At 56.4% G+C, this 24,105-nt stretch carries 21 protein-coding genes; 8 read left to right on the top strand and 13 right to left on the bottom strand.

The window, feature by feature from the left end; genetic code table 11:
* Nucleotides 1-47 precede the first annotated feature (47 nt).
* The 3 genes from K7H21_RS11140 to K7H21_RS11130 all read right to left on the bottom strand — a co-directional run bounded on the left by K7H21_RS11140 (nucleotide 48) and on the right by K7H21_RS11130 (nucleotide 4,402).
* Entirely contained in the window at nucleotides 48-653 is a 606-nt protein-coding gene (locus tag K7H21_RS11140) for a nucleotidyltransferase family protein (protein ID WP_142445595.1), read from the bottom strand.
* A 65-nt stretch (nucleotides 654-718) separates the two neighbouring features.
* Nucleotides 719-1,177 (bottom strand): (2Fe-2S)-binding protein, encoded by a 459-nt coding sequence (locus K7H21_RS11135; RefSeq protein WP_004121880.1) that lies wholly within the window; start codon nucleotides 1,175-1,177, stop codon nucleotides 719-721.
* 12 nt (nucleotides 1,178-1,189) lie between these two features.
* On the bottom strand, nucleotides 1,190-4,402 hold the full coding sequence (locus tag K7H21_RS11130) for a molybdopterin cofactor-binding domain-containing protein (RefSeq protein ID WP_142480991.1): 3,213 nt from the start codon (nucleotides 4,400-4,402) through the stop codon (nucleotides 1,190-1,192).
* Nucleotides 4,403-5,407: 1,005 nt separating this feature from the next.
* Here K7H21_RS11130 and K7H21_RS11125 point away from each other — a divergent pair.
* Together K7H21_RS11125 and K7H21_RS11120 are read left to right on the top strand one after the other, a co-directional pair.
* The gene (locus tag K7H21_RS11125) at nucleotides 5,408-6,847 is read left to right on the top strand and encodes a sugar porter family MFS transporter (protein ID WP_049115013.1); all 1,440 of its coding nucleotides are present in this window, start codon (nucleotides 5,408-5,410) and stop codon (nucleotides 6,845-6,847) included.
* A complete protein-coding gene (locus tag K7H21_RS11120) occupies nucleotides 6,844-7,278 on the top strand; it encodes a PTS sugar transporter subunit IIA (protein ID WP_004121893.1) in 435 nt (144 codons plus the stop codon). Before K7H21_RS11125 ends, K7H21_RS11120 begins: the two co-directional genes overlap by 4 nt.
* Before the next feature lie 79 nt (nucleotides 7,279-7,357).
* Here K7H21_RS11120 and uraH read toward each other — a convergent pair whose 3' ends face one another.
* Nucleotides 7,358-7,768 carry a hydroxyisourate hydrolase gene (gene uraH, locus K7H21_RS11115; RefSeq protein WP_004121899.1) on the bottom strand — a complete coding sequence of 137 codons (411 nt, stop codon included), beginning with the start codon at nucleotides 7,766-7,768 and terminating at the stop codon, nucleotides 7,358-7,360.
* 238 nt (nucleotides 7,769-8,006) lie between these two features.
* On the opposite strand from uraH, the gene K7H21_RS11110 reads away from it, so the two are divergent.
* Nucleotides 8,007-8,534: a lipocalin family protein gene (locus K7H21_RS11110; protein WP_004121901.1), complete on the top strand. Its 528-nt coding sequence runs from the start codon at nucleotides 8,007-8,009 to the stop codon at nucleotides 8,532-8,534.
* A gap of 96 nt (nucleotides 8,535-8,630) precedes the next feature.
* On the opposite strand, the gene K7H21_RS11105 is transcribed toward K7H21_RS11110, so the two are convergent.
* Complete coding sequence (locus K7H21_RS11105; RefSeq protein ID WP_004121904.1) at nucleotides 8,631-9,116, bottom strand: hypothetical protein; 486 nt, start codon at nucleotides 9,114-9,116, stop codon at nucleotides 8,631-8,633.
* 229 nt (nucleotides 9,117-9,345) lie between these two features.
* The gene (gene pckA / locus K7H21_RS11100) at nucleotides 9,346-10,986 is read right to left on the bottom strand and encodes a phosphoenolpyruvate carboxykinase (ATP) (protein WP_223035776.1); all 1,641 of its coding nucleotides are present in this window, start codon (nucleotides 10,984-10,986) and stop codon (nucleotides 9,346-9,348) included.
* 315 nt (nucleotides 10,987-11,301) lie between these two features.
* On the opposite strand from pckA, the gene K7H21_RS11095 reads away from it, so the two are divergent.
* Both K7H21_RS11095 and K7H21_RS11090 read left to right on the top strand, forming a co-directional pair.
* Entirely contained in the window at nucleotides 11,302-12,195 is an 894-nt protein-coding gene (locus K7H21_RS11095; protein ID WP_004121910.1) for a LysR substrate-binding domain-containing protein, read from the top strand.
* Between the two features lie 59 nt (nucleotides 12,196-12,254).
* Nucleotides 12,255-12,941, top strand: a complete 687-nt coding sequence (locus K7H21_RS11090; RefSeq protein ID WP_004121913.1) for an RluA family pseudouridine synthase — start codon at nucleotides 12,255-12,257, stop codon at nucleotides 12,939-12,941.
* On the opposite strand, the gene K7H21_RS11085 is transcribed toward K7H21_RS11090, so the two are convergent.
* Nucleotides 12,938-13,762, bottom strand: a complete 825-nt coding sequence (locus K7H21_RS11085; protein ID WP_004121916.1) for an AraC family transcriptional regulator — start codon at nucleotides 13,760-13,762, stop codon at nucleotides 12,938-12,940. The genes K7H21_RS11090 and K7H21_RS11085 overlap by 4 nt on opposite strands.
* A 129-nt stretch (nucleotides 13,763-13,891) precedes the next feature.
* Between K7H21_RS11085 and K7H21_RS11080 the strand changes: the two genes are divergently transcribed.
* Nucleotides 13,892-14,635 carry an AzlC family ABC transporter permease gene (locus K7H21_RS11080; protein WP_223035775.1) on the top strand — a complete coding sequence of 248 codons (744 nt, stop codon included), beginning with the start codon at nucleotides 13,892-13,894 and terminating at the stop codon, nucleotides 14,633-14,635.
* Between the two features lies 1 nt (nucleotide 14,636).
* Nucleotides 14,637-14,957 carry an AzlD domain-containing protein gene (locus K7H21_RS11075; protein WP_049113028.1) on the top strand — a complete coding sequence of 107 codons (321 nt, stop codon included), beginning with the start codon at nucleotides 14,637-14,639 and terminating at the stop codon, nucleotides 14,955-14,957.
* Nucleotides 14,958-15,078: 121 nt separating this feature from the next.
* Here the strand turns inward: K7H21_RS11075 and K7H21_RS11070 are convergent, their stop codons facing one another.
* Nucleotides 15,079-16,218 (bottom strand): Bcr/CflA family efflux MFS transporter, encoded by a 1,140-nt coding sequence (locus K7H21_RS11070; protein ID WP_123829188.1) that lies wholly within the window; start codon nucleotides 16,216-16,218, stop codon nucleotides 15,079-15,081.
* Nucleotides 16,219-16,312: 94 nt separating this feature from the next.
* Here K7H21_RS11070 and K7H21_RS11065 point away from each other — a divergent pair, with 94 nt between their 5' ends.
* Complete coding sequence (locus K7H21_RS11065) at nucleotides 16,313-17,080, top strand: AraC family transcriptional regulator (RefSeq protein WP_049113031.1); 768 nt, start codon at nucleotides 16,313-16,315, stop codon at nucleotides 17,078-17,080.
* On the opposite strand, the gene K7H21_RS11060 is transcribed toward K7H21_RS11065, so the two are convergent.
* The 5 genes from K7H21_RS11060 to K7H21_RS11040 all read right to left on the bottom strand — a co-directional run bounded on the left by K7H21_RS11060 (nucleotide 17,065) and on the right by K7H21_RS11040 (nucleotide 24,085).
* Nucleotides 17,065-17,817 (bottom strand): proteasome-type protease, encoded by a 753-nt coding sequence (locus K7H21_RS11060; RefSeq protein WP_004121932.1) that lies wholly within the window; start codon nucleotides 17,815-17,817, stop codon nucleotides 17,065-17,067. The two genes, K7H21_RS11065 and K7H21_RS11060, sit on opposite strands and share 16 nt — an antisense overlap.
* An 18-nt stretch (nucleotides 17,818-17,835) precedes the next feature.
* Nucleotides 17,836-18,651: a transglutaminase family protein gene (locus K7H21_RS11055; RefSeq protein ID WP_004121934.1), complete on the bottom strand. Its 816-nt coding sequence runs from the start codon at nucleotides 18,649-18,651 to the stop codon at nucleotides 17,836-17,838.
* The gene (locus K7H21_RS11050) at nucleotides 18,648-19,577 is read right to left on the bottom strand and encodes an alpha-E domain-containing protein (RefSeq protein WP_004121935.1); all 930 of its coding nucleotides are present in this window, start codon (nucleotides 19,575-19,577) and stop codon (nucleotides 18,648-18,650) included. Before K7H21_RS11050 ends, K7H21_RS11055 begins: the two co-directional genes overlap by 4 nt.
* The gene (locus K7H21_RS11045) at nucleotides 19,571-21,010 is read right to left on the bottom strand and encodes a circularly permuted type 2 ATP-grasp protein (RefSeq protein WP_004121936.1); all 1,440 of its coding nucleotides are present in this window, start codon (nucleotides 21,008-21,010) and stop codon (nucleotides 19,571-19,573) included. The genes K7H21_RS11050 and K7H21_RS11045 overlap by 7 nt, the downstream gene beginning before the upstream one ends.
* 294 nt (nucleotides 21,011-21,304) lie before the next feature.
* The gene (locus K7H21_RS11040) at nucleotides 21,305-24,085 is read right to left on the bottom strand and encodes a beta-glucosidase (protein ID WP_223035774.1); all 2,781 of its coding nucleotides are present in this window, start codon (nucleotides 24,083-24,085) and stop codon (nucleotides 21,305-21,307) included.
* Nucleotides 24,086-24,105 lie beyond the last annotated feature (20 nt).

Genomic DNA, 24,105 nt, shown 5'->3' with positions numbered 1-24,105 from the left:
CGCGCACCCCGGGGCGATATTGTCTCTTCTTATTCCCTTCTCCAACGCTAACCGACAGCGACCTGATCCTTACGGCAGCGTCGCGCGACCTCAAGATACTGCTGCGGAGTATCAACGTCCCAGTGAATCCCCTGGCTCGCCACGGGAATAACGCGCACCGCCATCTGACCGATAACGTCCCGCAGGGTGGCCCCTTGCGGGGCGCGACGAATCAGCGAGATCGCCCGCTTCGGCAGAAGAACCGGGTGGCCTTTGCCGCGCTCGTAGGCCGGAATAAGACAGCTCTCGGCGTCGGCGTTGTCCCACAGCCGGCGGTAGACGCCCGGCGTCACCTCCGGCATATCGCCCAGCGCCAGAAAGAAACGCGAAGCGCTGATATGGCCCACCCCGCACTGAATCGAAGAGAACATGCCGTCCTGATATCGCGGGTTAAAGACCACCTCTACGCCCGGATGATCCTGATAGCATGCGGCCAACTCATCGCCACGAAACCCCGTCACCAGCACCACCCGATCGCAGAACGCCAGGGCGCCGGCAAGGGCGCTATCCAGAATCGTTCCTTCGCCCCACGGCAGCATCATTTTCCATTTCCCCATCCGGCTGGAGAGCCCGGCGGCCAGCATAATGCACTGTTTATCCATTTTTTTGCTCATCGTCATCCTCCTCCTGCAGCCGAAAAAGCGCCGCCGTCGGCTGGCGACGGCGGCGCTTGCGGCGATCAGGGTTTCAGCACCGCTTTAATCGAGGTAATGATTGGCTGATATCCCGTACAGCGGCAGATATTCCCCTCCAGCGCCTCTTTCAACTCATCGTCGCTGGGATTAGGGTTAGCATCCAGCAACGCCTTGGCGCTCATCAACACGCCGGGCGTGCAGAAGCCGCACTGAACGCCGCCGTGACGAATAAAGGCGTTCTGCAATTTTTTACCGACCGGATCGTGATGCAGCGCTTCGACGGTGGTAACCTCCGCCCCGTTACACTGGGCGGCCAGCAGCAGGCAGGAGCAGACGGATTTGCCGTCCATAATGACGGTGCAGGCTCCGCACTCGCCCACCGAGCAGCCCTCTTTGGTGCCGGTTAACTTGAGATCTTCACGGAGAAAATCGATCAGGCGGACATTGTCTTTCACATCGCGGGCAATGCGGATGCCATTCACTTTTAGCTCAATATGGTTCATGTTCATGGCTCCTTATTTTTTCTGCTCTGTCATAACTTCCTGCAGCATCTGCCGGAACATATCGATAAATACCGGGACCTTATAAGGCGCTGACCAGCGTCCCCCGATGGCTTTCTCTACCTTGTCGTGAAGCACCCCGGCCGCATAGTCAATGGTGGCGGCGTCCAGCGTCCGGCCGATGAGCGCCTGCTCAACCTCGAGCAGGCGCTGCGGTTTGGCCATCAGCGCGCCATCCACCAGACGGCACAGGCGAACCACGCCTTTATCGACCATAAACTGCCCGGTCAGGCTCTGGCGCGTAATGTTCAACGCATTGCGCCGGCCAAGCTGCAGATAGCGATTGATCAGCGGCTGCTGCGTCGGCGCCGGCAGGATAAAGCGGACAACCAGCTCATCGGGCTCAAGAAGGGTGCGATAGCCGCCCACGACAAATTCGCTGACCGGCATCCGGCGCGTTCCGCGCGCGCTGCGCAGCTCCACCTCCGCCTCGTAAATAATCAACGGCGGCATGGAGTCCGCGCACGGGGCGGCGTTAACGATATTGCCGCCGATTGTCGCCCGGTTGCGCAGCTGCAGGGAGCCGACGGTTTTACAGGCGGTAACCAGCAGCGGATAGCGCTGCTGAATCAACGGATGCTTAACCAGGTCGGTAAAGCAGACACCGGAGCCAATCGAGACGCCGCCCTCCACGTCAAAGACCTCCTTCAGCTCCGCCAGCCCGGCGATATTGACAAGCGGCACCTCGCCGGACAGCATCCGCGCCTGCACCAGCACATCGGTGCCGCCGGCGATGGGCATCGCCCCCTTCTCGGCCATCAGCGTCAGGGCCTGTTTCAGGGTTTGCGGTACGCTCAGCGACAGGGTATTGAGGCGATGAACCTGTTTCTTATCACCCGACTCCAGCATCTGCTCGCTCTGGCGCTGCGGTTTTTTGAGGTTGTAACCCAGGCGAACCTGCTCGAGGGTTAGCGGCAGGGTCCGGTTAGGCCGCCCGATGGCGAAACTCACCGCGTTGTTGAGGGCCGCGGCGCCGAGTTCCAGTACCGGTTCGCCGATAACCTTCGCCCCCATTGGCCCCGCTTGATCGTAGTTTTCCACCGCAATGATATCGATGTGCGGCATATCCTTGATGGTCGGCAGCAGATAGGTATCGAAGTTTTCCGATTTCACCACGCCGTGCTCGGTGTTGAAATCCTCCAGCATGCCGTAACCGATCATCCCCTGCAGCACGCCGCCGTAAACCTGGCCGCTAAAACCAACCGGGTTAATGACTTTACCGACATCGTGGGTGGCGACGACGTTATTGACGGTGATTTTACCGGTGCGCGTATCCACCGCCACGTCGGCCAACTGGCAGCCGTACACCCAGGTGAAATAGGGGCTGCCGCAACCCTTCTCCTCATCCCAGTGAATATTCGGCGCCACGTGCCAGCCGTAGGCAGAGAGGTTTGCCCCGGTAGCCCGGGTCATATCGCACACCTGCTGGAAGCTGAGGCTAAGTGCCGGGCTGTGACGGTTGAACACTTTGCCATTTTGCCAGGCGATATCGTCGAGGCTCTGCGCTTTCAGCGTTTCCCTCACGGCGTCCGCCATGCGTTGTTTAATTTTGTTCGCCGCGCTCAGAATCGCCTGGCCACCCATCAGGGTACCGCGCGAAGCGACCGTTGAGCCGCCGTCAGCGATCATCGCCGTGGCCGGTTCGCTAAACATTACCCGATCGAGCGCAATACCGAACGCTTCCGCCGCCAGCAGAGACATGGTGGTCTGCAGCCCCTGCCCGTTCTCGGATACCGAGGTAGAAATGTTGACGCTGGCGTCGGCATTCACCTGAATCAGCGCCGAGGACGCATCCAGCCCCTCGGCCCCCAGAGAGCAGCCGCGGTGGCTCAGCGCGAAGCCAATCCCGTAGCGGATCGGGCCGCCTTCCGCGTTAAGCTTTTTGTAGTGCTCGCGTTTGGCCTCGTATTCGGCCTTGAGCAGCGTTTTCTCCAGCACCTCCTGCGCGGAGACAGTATGCTCGCTGAAGACCTGTCCGGCCATGCTGGTATCGCCCTGCTTAAGTATGTTGCGCAGGCGGAATTCGACGGGCGACAGACCCAGTTCGCCCGCCACCTCATCCATCAGCGATTCGTTGGCGAAAATGACCTGCGGCGCGCCGTAGCCGCGGTAGGCCGAGGTGTAGTTGTTGTTGGTGTAAACGCCCACCAGATCGACGCGCACGTTAGGAATATTGTAGGGGCCCGCGGCCTGCACGGAACTGCGCCAGGTGACAAACACCGTCTGGCCGCAGTAGCTGCCGCCATCGGCGATAATGTCGATTTTAATCGCCTGAATACGCGCGTCGTCGTCCACGCCAATGCGGTATTTCATCTTATAGGGGTGGCGCTTGTAGCTCTCGCGCATCGACTGTTCGCGGTTATACGAGATCTTAACCGGCCGCCCGGTCAGGTGCACCAGCAGCGCCGCGCGGCAGGAGACGTTATCAATAATGTCATCCTTGCCGCCGAAGGAACCGCCCAGCACGGAGCGCTTAATGTTCACCTTCGCCTGGGGCAGGTCGAGGTATTTGGCAATCACCGCCCGGGTACGGTGAGCATTCTGAATCGACCCCTCGATGGTCATTATCTGTTCATTATTATCCAGGTAGGCGGTGATCGATTCCGGCTCAATATAGCCGTGCTCCTGGAAACCCACCTCATACTCGCGTTCGAAAATATGGCTGGAGGCGGCGAATCCGGCGTCGATATCGCCCTTCGCCGTATGGTGGCGGTTAATGATGTTGCTATCGAGTTCGCTGTGAATAAGGCGCGCCCCGGGCTTCATCGCCTCTTCCGGGGAGGTAATCGGCTCCCACGGGGTGTAGGTGATTTTGATTTTATCGACCGCGATGCAGGCTGCCTCGTAGGTTTCCGCCGCCACCACGGCAACCACGTCGCCGCGATAGGCGATCTCCTTGTCGATAATCGGCGGATGATCGGGAACGATCGCCCCCAGTTTGCGCTGGCCGGGGATATCATTCCAGGTGGCAATACGCACGACGCCGGGCACTTTTTCCGCCTCCGACAGGTCGAGCGCATCGATGCGCCCGGCGGGTATATCCACGTAGCGGCATACGCCATATAGCATATTGTTCATAATAATGTCATCGCCATAGACCGCTTTACCCGTCACCTTGGCGAGCCCATCGACGCGGGGCACCTCACTGCCAACTAGCAATGTATCCATATTTTCAGTCTCCACTCACAAAGAAAGATAACGGAATCAAGCAATGGCTATGCCATCTATAAATAAAGGGTTATTTCAGGCTGAGTTATGTGAGGCGTCTCTAAAAATAGCGGCAGGTTAAACCATCGAAGGCGGATGATATCGTCAGAGGGATTATCAAAAAGAGAGCGTGCGTATCACAATGATAATTGGCGCTTCTCGATGGTATTACTCAGAGGGGTCTACCGCCAGATATTGACCATAAGTATTATTCACCCCATCAACCGGCGTCAAAAAGCGCGCAGATGGCGCGATGCGTTGAAATTTTCCCTTACCGCTGCACCTCTCAAATTTCGAATAAAAAATAAAATAAACTCAATAATGAAATTTAAATTCCATAACCAGGCATATTAACAAATGTGATATATATCATAATTTTAACAATTCACTTCCCTGCCATCGCCGTTAAAGGGCATAATCAATCCTAAAAATTACTTTATATATCAGTTAATTATAAAAATAGCTATTATAGACACATAGATGTTACAGATAAGCCACAACGACAAATCGAAATAAAACTTTCAAAATGTGATCTGTTTGTATTTTTGTTTCAGTTGCAGCGGTAATAATACCTTCTCACTAAACGCACCCTGACCACCTTGATGGTGCAGCAGAAATCCTAACCCCGGAGGATGCAATGAAGGAAGTGAGATCAGGAGTTATCAGAACCGTTTATGTTGGCCCATGCCATACCATCCGTTCATACCACAACGCTGCCCGGGACATGTTGAACCTCACCCATCCCGGAGGACAAAACCCCGCGTATACCGATGATTCCTCATTCATCAAAAAGAAACCTCTTTAACCGGTTTTATTTAGCGCGCTGCAATCGCGCTGGATAGGAGCACTCAGGGCAAAAAACCATTTTATGTCAGCCAGGCTTCATAAAGCGAAAAGACAGAGCGTGGTTGGGATGGGATGACACATTTTTATCTCGTGCCGTTAATCAAAACAAAAGGTATAAAAATGTCTCTTATTATGAATCTGAACCTACAGCAGAGAAAGCGACTACACCAAATAACCTTAGTAGCGACATTCGGTGGCCTGTTATTCGGTTATGACACCGGCGTTATTAATGGCGCATTTTCTTCACTGAAACAATATATGGCCTTGACCCCAACCACAGAAGGCCTGGTCATGAGCGTGTTGCTGATCGGCGCCGCGCTAGGTAGCGTTTTCGGCGGAAAATTCGCGGATTTCTTTGGCAGAAGAAAGTACCTGCTCTTTTTATCTTTCATCTTTTTCATCGGCGCCTTAATGTCCGCGCTGGCGCCGGACATTACCGTACTGCTGATTTCACGCTTCATCCTCGGCTATGCCGTTGGCGGAGCCTCGGTCACCGCCCCCACCTTTATTTCTGAAGTGGCGCCCACCGAAATGCGCGGTAAGCTGACCGGCTTAAACGAAGTCGCCATTGTTATCGGACAGCTCGCCGCCTTTGCCATCAACGCCATTATTGGCATTCTCTGGGGCCATCTACCGGACGTCTGGCGCTATATGCTGATGGTGCAGACAATCCCCGCCATCTGCCTGTTTATCGGTATGCTGCGGTCGCCGGAAAGCCCGCGCTGGCTAATCAGTAAAAACCGCCATGAAGAAGCGCTGGAAATATTAAAACAAATCCGCCCGCTTGAACGTGCAACCAAAGAGTTCAACGATATCACCACGTTGATTAAGGCCGAGGCGGACAAAAAGCTGCATTCCCAGAACGCCTTTATCACCATTCTCCAGACGCCGTGGATTTTGAAACTCCTGCTGGTCGGCGTGATTTGGGCGGCGCTGCAGCAAACTACCGGGGTCAACGTCATCATGTACTATGGTACTGAGATCCTCAGCAGCGCCGGCTTCTCAGAAAGAACGTCCTTAATCTGCAACGTACTCAATGGCGTGTTCTCCGTCGGCGGCATGCTCTTTGGGGTGCTGTTCCTCGTTGACCGTTTTAAACGTAAAACCATCATTATTTATGGTTTCGCGCTGATGGCCACCCTGCACCTTATCATTGCCGGTGTAGACTACACGCTGGTCGGCGACATCAAAGCAACGGCAATCTGGCTGCTCGGCGCGATGTTCGTTGGCGTGATGCAGGGCACCATGGGCTTTATCACCTGGGTGGTGCTGGCGGAACTTTTCCCGCTGAAGTTTCGCGGACTGTCGATGGGCATATCGGTATTTTTCATGTGGGTGATGAACGCCATCGTCAGCTATCTGTTCCCATTATTGCAGGCCAAGCTCGGTTTAGGTCCGGTCTTCCTGATTTTTGCCGCGATCAACTACCTGGCGATTATTTTTGTGATAACGGCGCTGCCAGAAACATCGAATAAATCGCTGGAGCAGTTGGAAGAGGAGCTGTCGGCAAATAAATCTACTGCAGGATTCAATACGGCCACCAAGGAAAGCGGATTATGATCGATACTATTACGCAGGATAATCTCCATCTGTCGTGCCGGGCGAAAAATAAAGCGGAAGTGCTGGCCATGATCGGCGCGGACTTCAAAGCCAGAGGGTATGTCAGCGAAGATTGCGTGGCGTTTCTTGCCGAAAGAGAGCGCCAGGTCTCCACCTTTTTAGGTAACGGCATTACGCTACCGCATCTGCCTAAATCAGCCACCAGCATCATTGTCAAAACGGGGGTGGAGATTTATCAGTTCCCTGACGGTGTGATCTGGGACAGAAATAACGTTATGTTTATTGCCATTGGCGTGATCGCCAAAGAGAGTGAGCATATTGATGTGCTGCGAGAGGTGGCGTCGATCTTTAGCGACGAAGTCATCGCCAGAGCGCTGTCGTTGATTGCCAATAAAGAGGATTTTTTAAGGATCCTCCAGCAGAATCACTAAGCACGGCTCTCTCCCGATAGTCGCCCGATAAAAGCCTGCTTTCGCGCAGGCTTTTGCTTATTCAGGATGGACGTAGCGATTAGCTGCCTTTGTAGGTGGAGTAGCCGTACTGGCTGAGCAGCAGCGGAATATGCAGTTTTTCATTGGTACGCGTCACGGTAAACAGTACCGGGATCTCAGGGAAAAACGTCGCCAGCTTCTGTTTGCTGAAATCATCGCCGGTTTTAAAGGTCACTTTATAAATCCCCGGCTGCATATCCCCTTCTGCTGGATACAGCGATTTAATACGTCCATCATTATCCGTGACGGCGCTCGCCAGCGCCGTCCATTTATCCGCCTGCTGTTTTTCGAGGGTAACGGTCACACCCGACGAAGGCAGCCCCGTCTGCTGATTGAGAATATGCACGCTGAGCGTCCCGACAGGGGCGCTAAACGCGGCTGGAGCGACAGACATAGCAGATAACAGAATCAAACTGGATAATTTTTTCACGATGTTTTCCCGTTGTGAATAATAACGTTCAAACGTTAGCACCTGGGCCGCTAAAATATATTCAACTTTTTGTGATAATCACCTTAACGAAAGCAGGACGAGGAAAATAGCGAGCAGGGCAACAGCCCATTCGAAGTTATAGAATTATCTGAATATAATGTGCATCCCCGGGGCGTGAATAAAGGCCCGCTCGTTTGCGCTATACTTATTTTCCTCCGCGTTCACAAAAGGACTTCTCATGAAGATATGGCCTGTTCTGACGGGTGTTGCTATTGCATTAACGCTCGTCGCCTGTAAATCCCCTACGCCGCCCAAGGGCGTTCAGCCGATAAATAACTTTGACGCGAGCCGTTATCTGGGGAAATGGTATGAGATTGCCCGGCTTGAAAACCGCTTTGAACGGGGCCTGGAACGGGTAACCGCAACCTACGGTCAACGGAATGACGGCGGAATCAGCGTTCTCAACCGCGGTTACGATCCGCGGAAACAGAAATGGAGCGAGAGCGAAGGTAAAGCGTATTTCACCGGCGCGCCGACCACTGCCGCGCTGAAAGTCTCCTTTTTTGGCCCGTTTTACGGCGGCTACAACGTGATTGCGCTGGATAGCCAGTATCAATATGCGCTGGTCAGCGGCCCCGATCGCGGCTATTTATGGATCCTGTCGCGCACGCCGACCATCCCGGAATCCGTGAAGCAGGAGTATCTCAGCATTGCGCGGGAACTCGGTTTCCCGGTCGAAAAGCTCGTCTGGGTGAATCATCGATAACGCCGGGGATAGTTCGCGGGCCTCTTTTACGAACATTATCTTCAGCCAACCTGAGGTCTGAAGATAATGTCGTAAAAGGTGGTGATAATGACAGAGTTATTGTTGGGGAGTTGCAGTCGCATCGTCAGCGCTTTTCGCGGGAGCGATACTCTCTTTAATCTCTTTGGTTTTATTCGCGGCGTCGCTGGCAAGATTATTCGCGTCAACAATCGCGTTGTCTTTAATTTTTCCCGCTTCCTGGACAATTTGGTCGCTTTTCTGTCGGGCATCCTGCTTAACCGCATCAGCCTGAGCTTGCGCCTGCTGGGCTATAGCCTCCGCTTTTTTATCCGCTTCCGCCTTGATGCTGGAGGCCTGGCTGCTGAGACTGTTCGCCTCGTCCGCCGCCTGTTTTTTTATCGCGTCGATGTGTTTATCGGCTTGATCCTTAATTGCCTCGGCTTTATCGGCCGCCGCCTCTTTAATTTGTTGCGCATTATCTTTAGCTTTATCCAGATTGGCATCAACTTTTGATGAATCATCACAGCCTGCAAGAAATAAGCATACGGCAGAAGCGATCAGCGTTTTACTCCAGAGTTTCATAGTCATTCCTTTATTTATCCGTACCCCCGTAGCGGGGAGAGCATTGCAGCAGGATTGCCAGGATAATTCTCATGACAATTGTGCCATGAAGTTATTTAGCCCCAATACTTAACCCCGCATCCCTTTATTTATAATCGCTAACCAGGCAGAGTCAAGTTCCTGGTCCAGGGACGCTGCGGATATAAAAAAACCCGGGCGGCTGCCCGGGCTTGTACGCGGAAAAAATAGCTTATGCGGAGACGGCGGATTTGACCAGCGTCGGGCCGGCTAGCGCCAGCTGGGCCCCGGCGTCGGTATCGCTATATTGCTTAAAGTTATCCATAAACAACTGCGCCAGGCTCTCGGCCTTCTCCTGCCATTTATCGGCAGAAGGCCAGCCGCTACGCGGGTCGAGCAGCGTGCTGTCGACGCCAGGCACGCTTTGCGGGATAGCGAGACCGAACACCGGCACGGTTTCTTCACGCAGCTCGCCGGTGGTACCGTTTAAAATCGCGCTGATGATATTGCGCGTATCACGCAGCGAAAGACGCTTGCCTTCGCCGTTCCAGCCGGTGTTAACCAGCCAGGCTTCAGCGCCGGCCTCCGCCATTTTGGCCGCCAGAACGCTGGCGTACTGCGTCGGGTGCAGCAGCAAGAACGCCGCGCCGTAGCAGGCGGAAAACGTCGGCGTCGGTTGAGTAATGCCGCGCTCGGTGCCGGCCAGCTTCGAGGTGAAACCGGACAGGAAGTGATACTGCATCTGATCGGTCGTCAGGCGGGATACCGGCGGCAGCACGCCAAACGCATCGGCGGCGAGGAAAATCACCTTCGACGGATGGCCCGCGCGCGACACCGGTTTCACGATGTTTTCAATATGCGATAACGGATAAGAGACGCGGGTATTCTCAGTCTTACTGCCGTCGGCGTAATCCACGCTGCCATCGGCTCTGACCACCACGTTTTCCAGCAGCGCGTTACGGCGAATCGCGCAATAGATTTCCGGCTCGGCCTGCGGGTCAAGATTAATGGTCTTGGCATAGCAACCGCCTTCGAAGTTGAACACGCCATCATCATCCCAGCCGTGCTCGTCATCGCCGATCAGCTGACGCAGCGGATCGGTGGAAAGCGTGGTCTTACCGGTGCCGGAAAGGCCGAAGAACAGCGCCACGTCGCCCGCTTCGCCGCGGTTCGCCGAGCAGTGCATCGAGGCGATTCCCTGCTGCGGGAGCAGATAGTTCATCACCGAGAAGAGGCCTTTCTTCATCTCGCCGCCGTACCAGGTGCCGCCGATCAGCTGAATTTTTTCGCTCAGGTTAAATGCGACAAAGTTTTCGGAGTTAAGCCCCTGCTCTTGCCATTTATCGTTGGTGCAGCCGGCGCCGTTGAGGACAACGAAGTCCGGCGTAAATTCAGCCAGTTCCTCTGCGCTCGGCGCAATAAACATGTTTTTCACAAAGTGCGCCTGCCAGGCCACCTCGGTGACAAAGCGGACGCCCAGCCGCGTCGCCGGGCTGGCGCCGCACCAGGCATCAACAACATAAAGTTTCTTGCCGCTCAATTGCCCGGCGACCAGCGCCTTCAGGTCAGCCCAGATTTCGCGGCTCAGCGGCTTATTATCGTTGCGACCCAGACCGGAATCGGCCCACCAGACGGTATCACGCGTCAGCTCGTCTCTGACGATATATTTGTCGCGCGGCGAGCGCCCGGTAAAGATCCCGGTATCCACAGCAACCGCCCCGGACTCGGTCATGACGCCGCGCGCCGCGCCGGTTAATTCCGGGCTGGTTTCATGCGTAATCAGCAAGTCGTAATCGGGGTTATAAAACAGCTCGCTGCTCTCCTGAATACCGAGCGAAAGAAGAGCGTCTTTTACTGATTCAATACGTGACATGGCACTCCTGACAAACTATTGGCTGGATAAGATGCTATTAGGCTATTTCAACCTGTCAGTGAAACGGATGGATTTATTTTAATAAAAAAACCATCGTAAAATTAAATAAACAGGATGAGAAGGCCAGAGCCGGCGATGTAAAATCGTGCTCGTGTAGGGTGTCGCCTGTACTTTAGAAATATCGCTTGCACGAATAAGTCATAAGCTAACTCTGCAAAAAATGTTAACACCTGTAGATAATTATGTTAATTGCATAGTTTCTATGCGTTATGCTAAAATTGCATAGCTATTATTGCAGGGGTGGGGAAAGAGTCTGTGCTGGCGAATCTTGAAGTAAAATGGCTTTACGATGTGATTGCCCTTGAGGAGTCCAGAAGCTTTACGCTGGCGGCAAAAAGCCGGAATATCTCACAATCCTCCTTCAGCCGCCGGATTCAGGCGCTTGAGGCCTCGCTGGGCTTCAGCATCTTCGACCGCTCGGCGAACCCGCTCCAGCTCACCAACCGCGGGAAGATATTTGTCGGCTATGCGCGTAATATGCTCGATGATATGGATTTCCAGATCAGCCGAATTAAAGGGCTGAACAACACGACCCAGAAAATAAGAATCGACGCGGCGCCTTCCCTTTCCGTTTTATTGCTCCCCGAAATTATCGCCGGTTATACCGACAGAAAGAATAAAACTTTTCATGTTGAATCGATTAACGTTAACGACGCCGTGTTCAATCTGAAAGAAGGCAAGAGTGATTTTATCCTGTCGTTTTATAATGAAGAACTGATGAACTATCCGTTTATCAATCACAAAATATTCGACTCGGCGCTGCATCTCGTCTCCCCCTGTGATAAACACGGCAGGCCGCTTTTTAATTTGCACCGCGGGGTGCTGCCGCTGATGAAATATGCCAACGACAGCTATATGGGTCGCCAGGTGAACCAGGTTATCGACCGCAAGCCGGAGATTACCTTCTCGTTGACCTTCGTATCCTCCATGAGCGAGCTATTAAAACGCATGATCCTCAACGGCGACGGGGTGGGTTGGCTGCCGCAGTACTCGATCAAACGTGAGCTTGAGGAAGGCCGCCTGGCGATCATGGATGAGAGCCTCTCGCTGCCCATCGGCGCCTACATCTATCGCTCCGGCGCGCGGCTTAATCAGTCCGCCGAGCGTTTCTGGCAGCATATTAAGTCTACGAGCGCCGTGAGCGCATAATTCGCCTGGCGGTGGAAAATTCGCTATCATCCGCCTCCACTTACTATTCGCGCAGCCTGATGTCTACGATTATCGATACCTTTATCGCCCCGCCGTGCCACGCTGAAATTGACATTCTCTATCAGGATGAGCATCTGCTGCTGATCGATAAACCCGCAGGCTTGCTCAGCCTGTCAGGGAAAAACCCGCGCAATCTCGACTCGGTACATTATCGGCTGGTACAGCAGTTTCCCGGCTGCACTCTGGCGCATCGTCTTGATTTCGGCACCTCCGGGCTGATGGTGATTGCGCGCAACAAGGCCATCAACGCCGCCCTCTGCCAGCAGTTCAGCCAGCGTACGGTGAGCAAAGTTTACAGCGCGCTGCTGTGCGGGCATCTGGTGGACGATGAAGGTACCATTGACGCCCCGATAGCCAAAGATCCGGCGCTGTTTCCGCTGATGACGATTTGCCCGCGCCGCGGCAAGCCAGCCCGTTCCGGCTATCGGGTGGTTGAGCGCCTGCGTTATCAAGATAGCGTGCCGGTGACGCGGGTCCAACTGACGCCGGAAACCGGCCGCACCCACCAGCTGCGTATTCACTGCCAGCAGCTTGGCCACCCTATTCTGGGCTGCGACCTGTACGGCGGTCTGCTACTTCCGGGAACAGAACAGGCGCCGCGCCTGATGCTACACGCCAGCGAACTGCATTTCGTGCATCCGGTTAGCGGAGAGCGGATCGATGCGATAAGTTCCAGCGGGTTTTAAATAGACGCGGCGGCGAAGAGGCCCGGAGTGGTGCCAAAATGCAAGCGGAAGTACTTAATCAAATGACTTTGGTCATAAAAACCGACCTCCGTTGCGACCTGCGCAGCACCTGCACCTTTCGCTAATAATCCTTTTGCTCTGACCAGTCGCAGTTGGGTCAAATATTGATGCACCGATAACCCCGTCTGCGCCTGAAAAGTGCGCATAAAATAAAACTCGCTCAGCCCGGCGACCGTCGCGATCTCTTTGACCGACAGCGACTGCTGATATGCGCAGTGCAAAAAATCTATCGCCCGACGAATATCAGCCCTCACAGCGGGTCGTCGCCCTCCGCGCACGCTGCGTTCGGCATAGCGCCCCACTAGTTGATTAAGCACCTGATAGAGAGTGCACTCTTTTTCCAGTGAATCGCGGCTGGCGCCTAGCACGGCGGAAGCCTTAAGTACGCTCCGTGCCATAAGCGGATCGTATCGCATTCCTTCACCACCGAAATTGACTTCTCCCTTTCCACCCATCACCGTTTCCGCGACTTCGTCAATCAGGCTTGCGGAGGGATAAAAAGCGCAGTAATCCCACCCCTCATCGCGCTGCACTGCTTCACCGGTATGCACCTCGCCAGGCATGATGACCATCACCGTACCCGCAGCCGCAACGCCTCGTTCACGGCAAATACGGGTACGCTGTGCGCCGCGTGCAAAAGCAGCGATCACATATTCATTATGGAAATGCGGCGGATAGCTATGTTCATAGCAGGATGCTCGCAGGATCTCCATACCACCGTGGAGTTTGCTGTCCCGCCAGAGTTTGATATCGTCACGCATCTCATCTCCCCAGTTTGTACCTTTCCCATATATATCGTGATCGTTGCGCAAATGCGCAGGATTTTACTATCGCGCTCCTGGCCAATTCTTAAGATTACCATTCAGCAACGCATAAAATGGAAGTCATCAATGTTAATTACAATCAAAACTTCGGCAAAGAATGGGGCATCAGCGCAATTCCGTGAGGGCGTCATCGCTTGTCTCCCCACCATTCCCGGTTACTGGAGCATCGGTTTCGCCGCCGGCGCTATCGGGACACTATCCGGTTTTTCCACTCTTCAAACAGCGCTGCTGGCCAGCGCCCTGTATGCAGGTTCGGCGCAGTTCCTGTTTTATTCGCTTTGGGCGACCGGTGCAGAAATTGCATCCGTTGTGTTAAGCATACTGCTGGTTAACCTGCGCTATCTGTTGATGAGTTCAGCCATAAGCATCTTCTTTCGTCCCTACGCGGTGCTGCAAAAAATCATCAGCGGACTGCTGCTGACGGATGAAACCTTCGGCGTAGCGGTACAACATGGTGGAGGGAAAAACAGTATCACTTACCCATGGATGCTCGGACTCAATCTGACGGCATGGTTAAACTGGATCCTCGCCTGCGTGTCAGGCGCCGTATTAGCCTCAGCGCTTCCATCATCGTTGATGGAAGGATTGAGCTTTAGTCTGGTGTCGATGTTCATCGGCCTGGTTTTGGCCCTGTGGTTTGCCAGCCAACGTAAAATGCTGGAACTGTTCAGCATTAGTATCGCGGTCCTCATCACGCTATTTACCTCTGGACATATCGATATGAGTCTCGTCGTTATCGCCGCAGCCTCTGTAGCGGCAACGCTGGCTACCGCTGGGTTGTATCTGTTCAGTAACAAAGAGGAGAAATAAAATGGATCGCAATATTATCCTGGCCATTCTTGCTTCAGCGCTGGTAACGGCGCTCATGCGTACGGCGCCGATTCTTCTCCTTTCACGCTTTCGTCTGCCATCGGCTCAGCAGCAATGGCTTAGCTTTATTCCATCTGCCATTATGGCGGCTATTGTGACGGCAGAACTGGTTGGCAAGCCGGTATTAACCCCATCGGGTATCAGTATTTCAGCGCTGGCCGCTCTTGCCGCGACGCTTGTTGGGCTGATCACGCGCAGTCTTTTCGCCACCGTGATCGTTGGTATGGTAGCCTTTTCATCCTTCAGCTATTTCCTGCTCTAGCCTCCGGGCAGTGGTCATCTGCCACTGCCTTTTCGCGTTAACCGTTTTACTCCCCCGAAGTGTGAGATATCGCGTTAAATAACAAAGAAGTTAAATCGCTTAGCTTTGCCAGAAACTGACCTTATTCTCTGTCGAACACGGTGATATAGCGCCACCCGGCAAAAATGCTCACGCCTGCGCAAACCAGCAGCGACGCTCCCAGCGATTGCCCCCACCCGGCCGCCAGCAGACCGGCGCCAATCAGCACATAATAAAACAGGCCGAAAAAGGCGCCAGCGGTGCCCCGACAGTCGCCGTAGGCGCTCAGCGCCGACCCCAGCACCAGCGGGATCGCCATGGCATAGGCAAGGGTCACCAGTACCACTGGCGCCACAAACCAGATCGATTCCCGCAGCACGTACACCGCGACGCCGCCGACGAAGTGCAGAATGCAGGCAATCGACAGTATTCGGCCCAGTGGGACATGCTGACGCAGCAGCAGGCGGTTAAGCAGCGCGCCGAGCAGCGAACCGGCGGCAAGCGCCACGCCGCTGTAGCCAAAGGCCAGGGCATCAAGATTGAATCGGGCGAACAGAAACGGGGCCAGGCTGTAGTAGCTGAACAGGCTGACGTTAAATGCCGCCACCAGTATTGCCGCCAGCGCGACATATTTATCCCCCGCCATCCGCCGCATCACGCGAAGAAACGGTTCCCCAGCGCGATTTTGCGGACGCGTTTCCGGCATCAGCCGCAGGCAGCCCAGCAGGAGCGCGGCGGCCAGAAGCGCCAGCGCGCTGAAGACGCCGCGCATCCCCCAGATGGCGGTCAGTGCGCCGCCGATATAGACTCCGACGGCCGGACTCACCGCCAGCGCCATGCCGATAAACGAAAAAATCCCCGCCAGCTGCCGCCCGCTATAGCAGTCCCGCAGGACCGTCTGCGTCACTACGGAGCCGGTTGCCGCGCCAATAGCCGTCACTATCCGTGCCGCCAACAGCAACGAAAAATCCGCAGCCCACAGCGCCATCAGGCATCCCATCGCATAAACGCCCAGCCCGGCCAGCAGCGCCGGACGCCGGCCGTAGCGATCGCTGAAACCGCCCCACAGCAGTACGCCGACGGCAAAACCGATAAAGTAGACGGAGAGGGTTTGCGCCGCCTGCGGCGCGCTCACGGAAAATTGGGCGCTGATATCGGTCAACGCCGGGCTATAAATCGTTTCCGCTATTTGCGGAAACATCAGTAGCGCGGTAACCAGCACCAGCGCGGCACGTCCCAACATATCCACCTCCGGATAAACAAGAGGCGCTATTGTAGGCAGGTCGTTTTTCGAACATTATAAACATAATGACTTTAAATATCGGAAATCAGACATTATGGCCTGGCTTGACGCTGATGCCGCATTCGATCCGGATACCTTAAAAACTCGCCTGATTGGCGTACAGTCGGCGTTAGGGGATCACGATTCTGGCAGCCACCGGCATAAGATGGCGCAGATCCTGTTTACCCGTCAGGGATGCGTTCGTTTGACCCTCAACGATGGCGCCCTTCTTTGCCTGCTTCCGCCGGGACGCGCGGCCTGGATCCCCGCTGAAGTCAGCCATCGCGCGGAGATGAAAAACATTGTCGATTATCGTTCCGTCTGGTTTCAGCCGCAGCGTTACCCTCAGTTGCCAACACAGTCGGCGATACTCAACGTGGTGCCGCTGCTGCGCGAACTATTAGAACGCATTAGCGCCAGCCCCTGGGATACCGACTGGGAAGCCGAACCGGCGCGGCATCTTGCCGCCCTGTGCCAGGCGGAAATTCGCCTCGCGGCCCAGGAGCCGATGATGCTCACGCTGCCGCAGGATAAACGGTTGGCAAGCCTTTGCGGCGACGCGCTGCCGCCGGCGCTTGGGGCGCTCGCTGCCCGCTGCGGCGCCAGCGAAAAAACCATCAGCCGCCTGTTCCGCCGCGATACCGGGATGACCTACCAGCAGTGGCGACAACAGTGGCGATTAATGAAAGCGGTCGAGATGCTGGCAACCGGGGAGCGCATCACCGATACGGCGCAGGCGCTCGACTTCGCCAGCGATAGCGCTTTTATCTACTTTTTCCGCACCATGACCGGCATGACGCCGGGGCGTTATTTTTCCGCCTGATTCTGGCCGCCCGGCGTAAACGGCGGCAGCTTGAGAAAGGTGCTTTGCAGCCCCTCGGACCACGCTTTGCGAATGGTATTGAAATAGGGATCGCTTTCGGTGATCCGATGCTGTTCGGCGCTGCTCAGGCTCCCGCTGCGGTACAGCAGCGTGTCCAGCGGCAGCCCCACCGAAAGATTGCTGCGCAGGGTGGAGTCGATCGAAATCAGCGCGCAGCACATCGCCTGCTCCAGCGGAGTATCGATGGTCAACACCCGGTCGATGATCGGCTTGCCGTATTTGCTCTCGCCAATCTGGAAATAGGGCGTGTCGCGTGTGGCTTCGATAAAGTTGCCTTCCGGGTAGATATGAAACAGCCGGTGCGTTTCCCCGGCGATCTGCCCGCCGAGCAGCAGGTTGCAGTTGAAGTTGGTATTGCCGCAGTTCTGCTGATTGCTGCTGTCGCGCTGAATCACCTCCTGCAAGGTTTTACCGATCAGCATCGCCGCGTCGTATAACGAGGTCACCTGCATCAGATTGGGCTCCTGCTGGGTACGAATGCGGCCGCTGAGCAGGCTAATCACGCTTTGCGTGGTGGCCAGGTTTCCCGCCGACTGCAGCACCATGACCCGTTCGCCATCCTGATGGAAAACGTGCAGTTTTTTAAACGTTGCAATATGGTCCACTCCCGCGTTGGTGCGGGAGTCTGAGGCAAATACCAGTCCATCTGACAAACACATGGCCACACAGTAGGTCATCGTTTTTCGTTCCTGCCGTTATTGCTGCTGCGCCTGCTGCGAATGCTCGCGCACTTCAGCGTTAGTTAACATGATTTCTCCCCCGCCGCCGAGGCGGGTGCCGCGAACCGGGCACGCATCAAGATAGTCCAGCCCGGTCGCCAGCCGCAAATGTTGATTCAGGCTGCGCGTGTTATTGGTGATATCAAACGACTGCCAGCGCTCGTTGAGCCATACTTCGGCCCACGCGTGCATGGCGACGTGCTCGGCATTATCGCTGTAGACGTAGCCGCTGACGTAGCGCGCCGGGATCTCCAGCGCCCGGCAGCAGGCGAGAAACACATGGGTGTGATCCTGGCAAACACCCTTCGCGCGCGCAAAGGCATCGGCGGCGGAATCCTGCACCTGCGTGGCGCCCGGCGAATAGGGCATTCTCAACAGTAGTTCGCCCATTAACTGGTTCAGGCTCTCTTCCTGCGCCTCGGGCTGATACCAGCGCTGGGCGAATTCGCGGATCGGGCCGTCAGCGCGCGTAAGCGGCGTACAACGCAAGAAAACCAGCGGCGAAAGCAGCTCCTGCGGCTCCGCGCCGATATCGTCCCCCTCTTCCGCGATATCGACGATCCCGCTGGCGCGAATGGTTATCTCTTTATGCGGATTATCCAGCGTCAGCACGTGCAGCACGTTGCCCCACGCGTCGGTGGTAGCGACGGCGGAACCGTCCGGCAAGGTCAATGACCAGGCGGTGATCTTCTGGCGGCCGGTGCTGCGCGGCGTCAGGCGCAGATACTGGGTCGAAAACTTCACTTCTTCATCATAGCCGTAGCGGGTCAGGTGATCGATAACCAGTTTCATAACGCCTCCAGATAGGTTTGTCTGATGCTGTCAGAAAGCGCGTTAATCCGCGCCAGCAGTGCATTAAGGGTGATCTGTAAATCGGCCTGCGCCAGATCGTCACGGGTGCTGAAGCGCAGGTCGACATTCAGCTGGTGCGCCAGGCGCAGCGGCAGGTGCGAGCGATCGTTGGCAATCTGCTCCAGCTGCCCGACGAGGTCGGAGATGCTCGCTCTTAGCGATCTCGGTACATCGTCGCGCAGGATCAGCAGTTCCATTACCGTCTCGCGGCTTACCGGCTGGCGGTAGATGCTGTTATAGGCCTCGCGGGCGCTGACCGCGTTGAGCAGCGTATCCAGCCGGTAGTACTCGCGTACCGGGTCAGGATCGCTGGTCAACTGCTGATCCTTAATCAACAGCAGCTGCGCGGTGGCGGACGCCCGTTCGATCAGCGTCCCGATGCCGATAAAGCTCAGGGCGTCATTGCGCAGCAGCGTACCGAGAATCGCCCCGCGAAACAGATGCACCCGCTCTTTGACCCATTCAAAAAAAGCGTCATTGCCCAGCTCGCCGATCCCCTGCTGGCGCAGTTTCCGCAGCTCAATACGCGTGGCGTTGATGCTTTCCCACACCTCCGCCGACAGGCTGCCGCGCACCGCGTGGGCGTTGTTCCACGCCATCTCGACGCAGCTGAAAATGCTGTACGGGTTGTTGCCGTCGAGGGCGAAAAAATTGAGCAGGTTGCTCATAGTGAAACGCGCGTGGCGCGCCTGAAACAGCTCGTGAGTCAGCGACAAATTGAGCGGTAAGGCTAAATCCCGCGACTGCTGGCTGTGGCGGGGGATCATCGACAGCTTCCAGGTCACGTCCAGCACCCGGGCATAGCTTTCCGCGCGCTCAAGGTAGCGCGCCATCCAGAAGAGTTCACTCGCTGTGCGGCTTAACATGATTCATCATCCTCCATCACCCAGGTATCCTTGGTGCCGCCGCCCTGCGACGAGTTCACCACCAGCGAGCCTTCGGTTAGCGCCACCCGGGTCAGGCCGCCGGGAACCAGGCGGATCTCCTGGCCGGAGAGCACGAAGGGACGTAAATCGATATGGCGCGGCGCCAGCCCCTCGTCGACAAAGGTTGGGCAGGTCGAGAGCGCCAGGGTGTCCTGGGCAATATAGTTGGCCGGATTCGCCAGCAGGCGCTGGCGGAACGCTTCGCGTTCCTCTTTAGTCGAGCGCGGACCGACCAGCATGCCGTAGCCGCCCGCGCCGTGAACCTCCTTCACCACCATCAGTTCAAGATTGCTCAGCACGTAGCTGAGATCCTCCGCTTTACGGCACTGCCAGGTGGGAATATTGCTCAGGATCGGCTGTTCGCCCAGATAGAAGCGGATCATCTCCGGCACGAAGGGGTAGATCGATTTATCGTCGGCGACGCCGGTGCCGATGGCGTTGGCCAGCACCACGCCCCCAGCGCGATATACCGACAGCAGGCCCGGAACGCCTAGCATGGAGTCGGCCTTGAAGGCCAGCGGGTCAAGATACGCGTCGTCGATACGCCGGTAAATGACGTCCACCCGCCGCGGCCCCTCGGTGGTACGCATGTACACCGCCCCGGTTTTAATAAACAGATCCGCGCTTTCCACCAGCTCAACGCCCATCTGCTGGGCCAAAAAGCTGTGTTCAAAATAGGCGCTGTTAAATCGTCCTGGCGTCATCACCACCACGCACGGATCGTCCACCGGCGAGCTTTCACGCAGCGTTTGCAGCAGATAACTGGGGTAGCGTTCGACTGGCGCAATGTGGTGCTGTTCAAACATTTCAGGATACAGCCGCATCATCATTTTGCGGTTTTCCAGCATATAGGAGACGCCGGAAGGCGTGCGCAGATTATCCTCCAGCACGTAATACTGGCCGTCGCTGTTGCGCACCATATCGACCCCGGTGATATGGGCATAGGTGTTATTGGGTAAATTTATCCCCTGCATACAGGGCTGATACTGTTCGTTAGCCAGCACCTGCTCGGCCGGGATCAGCCCGGCGCGGAGGATGTTTTGATCGTGGTAAATATCATAAAGGAAAGCGTTGAGCGCTTTCACCCGCTGGCGGATGCCGCGGTCAATCCGCTGCCACTCGCCGGCGGGAATAATGCGCGGCACGCTGTCGAAAGGGATCAGTCGTTCGGTGCCCTCATCCTCACCGTAGACGTTAAAGGTGATGCCGATACGGTGAAAGAGCAGCTCCGCCTGCTCTTTTTTCTGCCGGATAGAGAATTGATCGGTACTGCGAAACCATTGCCACCAGGCGTTATAGTGCTGACGCTGCTCTCCCTGTGCGGTAAGCATCTCATCATAATAATGCCCGTCAGGAAGCGTTATTTTTATCATGGCCGTCTCCTCCGGTTGTACTCACTTTGAGGTAATCCCGGTAAGAGATAAGCATTAATTATGCCAGGTAGCGCAGCGCGGCGATGGGGCGTAACGTTATCGCGCCGCCGCGCTGAATTGAATAAAAAACAACCAGATGCTTTGCTTATTTATGGTTTGTTGGACGCCCGAAATGCACCAATATGGGGCGTCCGTTTCGGCTTTGCCGCCTGCGCCCGTCCCACATCGCCGAGAGTACCCAACCCGTCGGGCCATCCGGCAAAAGGCGCTACTCTGGCCAAACATCAGCTGCGGTCAGTCTTTAACATGCCTTAGCTCCAGCCAGTGCACCACCAGACCCGGTTTGATAAAATCAAAGCCCACCCGATATTTCCCCGGCTGCAGCTCGATCCGACACAGCTTCTGCACGCTCTCACGGCCAAGAGTGCCGTTGGTCTGAATGGTCGCCACAAACTGGTTATTGAGCAGCAGATTGCAGGCGGTTTGCGCCAGCGGCGCGCCGTTAGTGTGTACATTGACCAGAACATCGTAGCGCGCGGCCTGCTCAACGCTTAGCACCAGATCCTCGTCGCAGCGCAGACGCGATTGCTCGGCGATTTTTATCGCCCCCTCGCAGTCTGCGGCGCAGCCCGGTTCCGCAGCCAGACGAATGATATCCGCGCGCGGCTTCTCCCCGCGCTTAAACACCTGGGTCTGCAGCATAAAATTGAGGATGTTTGCCGCGCACCGCTGCAGTTCGCCGAGCGTCAGTTCACCTTTCGCCAGCGCCGTAAGAGTATTATCCCCGGCCGCGTTAATCTCCGCGCCGTTATTGTTGACCACCATATAGAGATCGTTCTGCGCGCGTATCATCGCCGCGGTGTTGTGGGTACTCGCCGCCCCGCCATCGATGGGGTCGTTCATCGTAGCCCACCAGTCGGTCATGACGACTCCGCGAAAGCCCCACTCCTCGCGCAGTACGGTGGTGGTGAGATCGTAGTTGGATGCGGCATGGTAGCCGTTGAGCGGGTTATAGGCGGTCATCACCGCGCTGGCGCCGCCGGTTTTCACCGCGTATTCGAAACCTTTCAGATAGATTTCGCGCAGCGCGCGCTCCGATACCACCGAGTCCGCCCTGGCTCTGGCGAATTCCTGATTATTACAGGCGAAGTGCTTAAGGGTCGCTATCCCGCCGCCGCTGCGAATGCCGCGAACCACCGCCGCCGCCATCATTCCGGTAAGCAGCGGGTCTTCGGAAAAGTACTCGAAATTACGCCCGTTGAGCGGATGGCGCTGGATGTTCATCCCCGGCCCCAGCAGCAGGTCAATACCGTTGCGCAGTAGCTCTTTTCCCTCCATCACGTATAAACGCTCAACGAGGATCGGATCCCAGCTGGAGGCCAGCAGCGTCCCGCTGGGGAGCAGTGTGGCCTTCGCGCCGTTATCCATACGGATGCCGGAAGGCCCATCGGCGGTGGACGCCAGCGGGATCCCTTTTTCCAGCAGGCTATCGGCCACTCCGCCAAAGGCCGACGCGACGCCGGGGGTGACTTTATGGCTGCACATACCTTCTCCGCGCACCAGGCAGGCCAGCTCCTCCACTGACAGCTGAGCAATAAAGGCATTCATCGTGGCGCGCCCTTCAGCAACGTCGCTGAGGGTAAGCCCCTGGTTGCCGGTGAGGGAAATTGTCTCCGGCAGGCGCGCCTCAATCCTTGAGCGCAGATTAATCTCCCGGCGCGGCACGTCTTCCCATTCGATCTCATAGCGGCCATCGTCACCATCGGCAACCGGTTTAATACGGACAAAAGGCACCGTCGGGGCCAGCACCTGCTGGTGACGGGACAGCACCCGCAGCGTCTTTTGCGAATACCCCGCCTCTCCGTCAATCGGTAACGGCTGCAGTTCGCGCACGCTGTTGCCGATCAGCAAACGGTAAAGGCCGGGTTCCATCACGTAGCAATGCGGGTGACCTGTCGCCCCGCTATCGTCCAGGGATGCAAAACGCTCCAGCGGGATCGATAGCGTTAAGGTTTCGCTTTCACCCGGCTGCAGCAGGCGGGTTTTAGCGAAGGCCATCAGTGCCCGGGCCGGTTTGCCGAGCGCTCCCTGCGGCGCCTGGAGGTAGATTTGCACCACTTCTTTGCCGGCAAAGCGGTCGCCGCGGTTAGTGACGGTAACGGTCGCCTTGATCCGATCGCCGAAGGCCTGCGCCCGCGCCGATGACAGGGTGAAGCGGGTGTATGAGAGACCAAATCCGAAAGGATACTGCAGGCGCTGGGGACAAAAGGTTTCGAAGTAGCGATAGCCGACGTAAATATCTTCCTGATAGAGGTTTTGCGCTTGTGCTCCCCAGCAGGGCGATGCCGGGTGGTCGTCCAGGGAGGCGACAATGCTGCCCACCAGCTTACCGGACGGCGTTACATCGCCGTACAGCAGCGATGCAGCCGCCCGGGCGCCGTCGGCGCCGCCGTGCCAGACGTACAGCAGCGCACGAACGCGTTTACGCAACAGAGGATCGTCAGCCCACGAGAGATCGATTAGCCCGGCGGTATTCAGCACCACCGCCACGTCATCAAACTCGCGGCAGACCTGGCGCAGCAGCGTTATCTCGTCTGCGGTTAGCCGATAGCCGCCTTCTACATCGGCGTTGTCCTGGTCCTCCCCCGCGGTACGGCCAAGCACAATCACCGCCTGGCTGGAGACGGCGCGCGCCTGGCGAATCTGCTGGTCGCTAAGCGGCATCTCCTGCTGATGCCAGGGCTCGGCGGCCCAGGCTCCCCCGCCGTTGTCAAAAGGATGCTGCGCAATCCAGCGTTCATAGAGCCCGGCCAGTTGCTCATTCAGCCTCTTCCCGTTTCGCGCGCGCATCGCCTGCAGCAGGGTTGTCCGGCTCACCACGTTAACCGCCCCGCCTGACCCGGTGCCGCTGCGATAGTAGTCAATCTGCGTACGGCCAAACAACGAAACCGGCTGCCCGGGATCGAGCGGCAACATTTGGCGATCGTTTCTCAGCAGCACCGCGCCTTCGGCGGCAGCGGCGGCGGCAAATTCGGCAAACCCTTCCAGCGGGGTCCCCGCTTTACTGTCAAACATGGTGTTGTCCTGTTAACTCA

The organism is Klebsiella sp. CTHL.F3a (genome assembly GCF_019890895.1).
Taxonomy (GTDB): domain Bacteria; phylum Pseudomonadota; class Gammaproteobacteria; order Enterobacterales; family Enterobacteriaceae; genus Klebsiella; species Klebsiella grimontii.
Note: the sequence above shows the minus strand (reverse complement) of the source record. Positions and strands in the feature narration are given on the sequence as shown.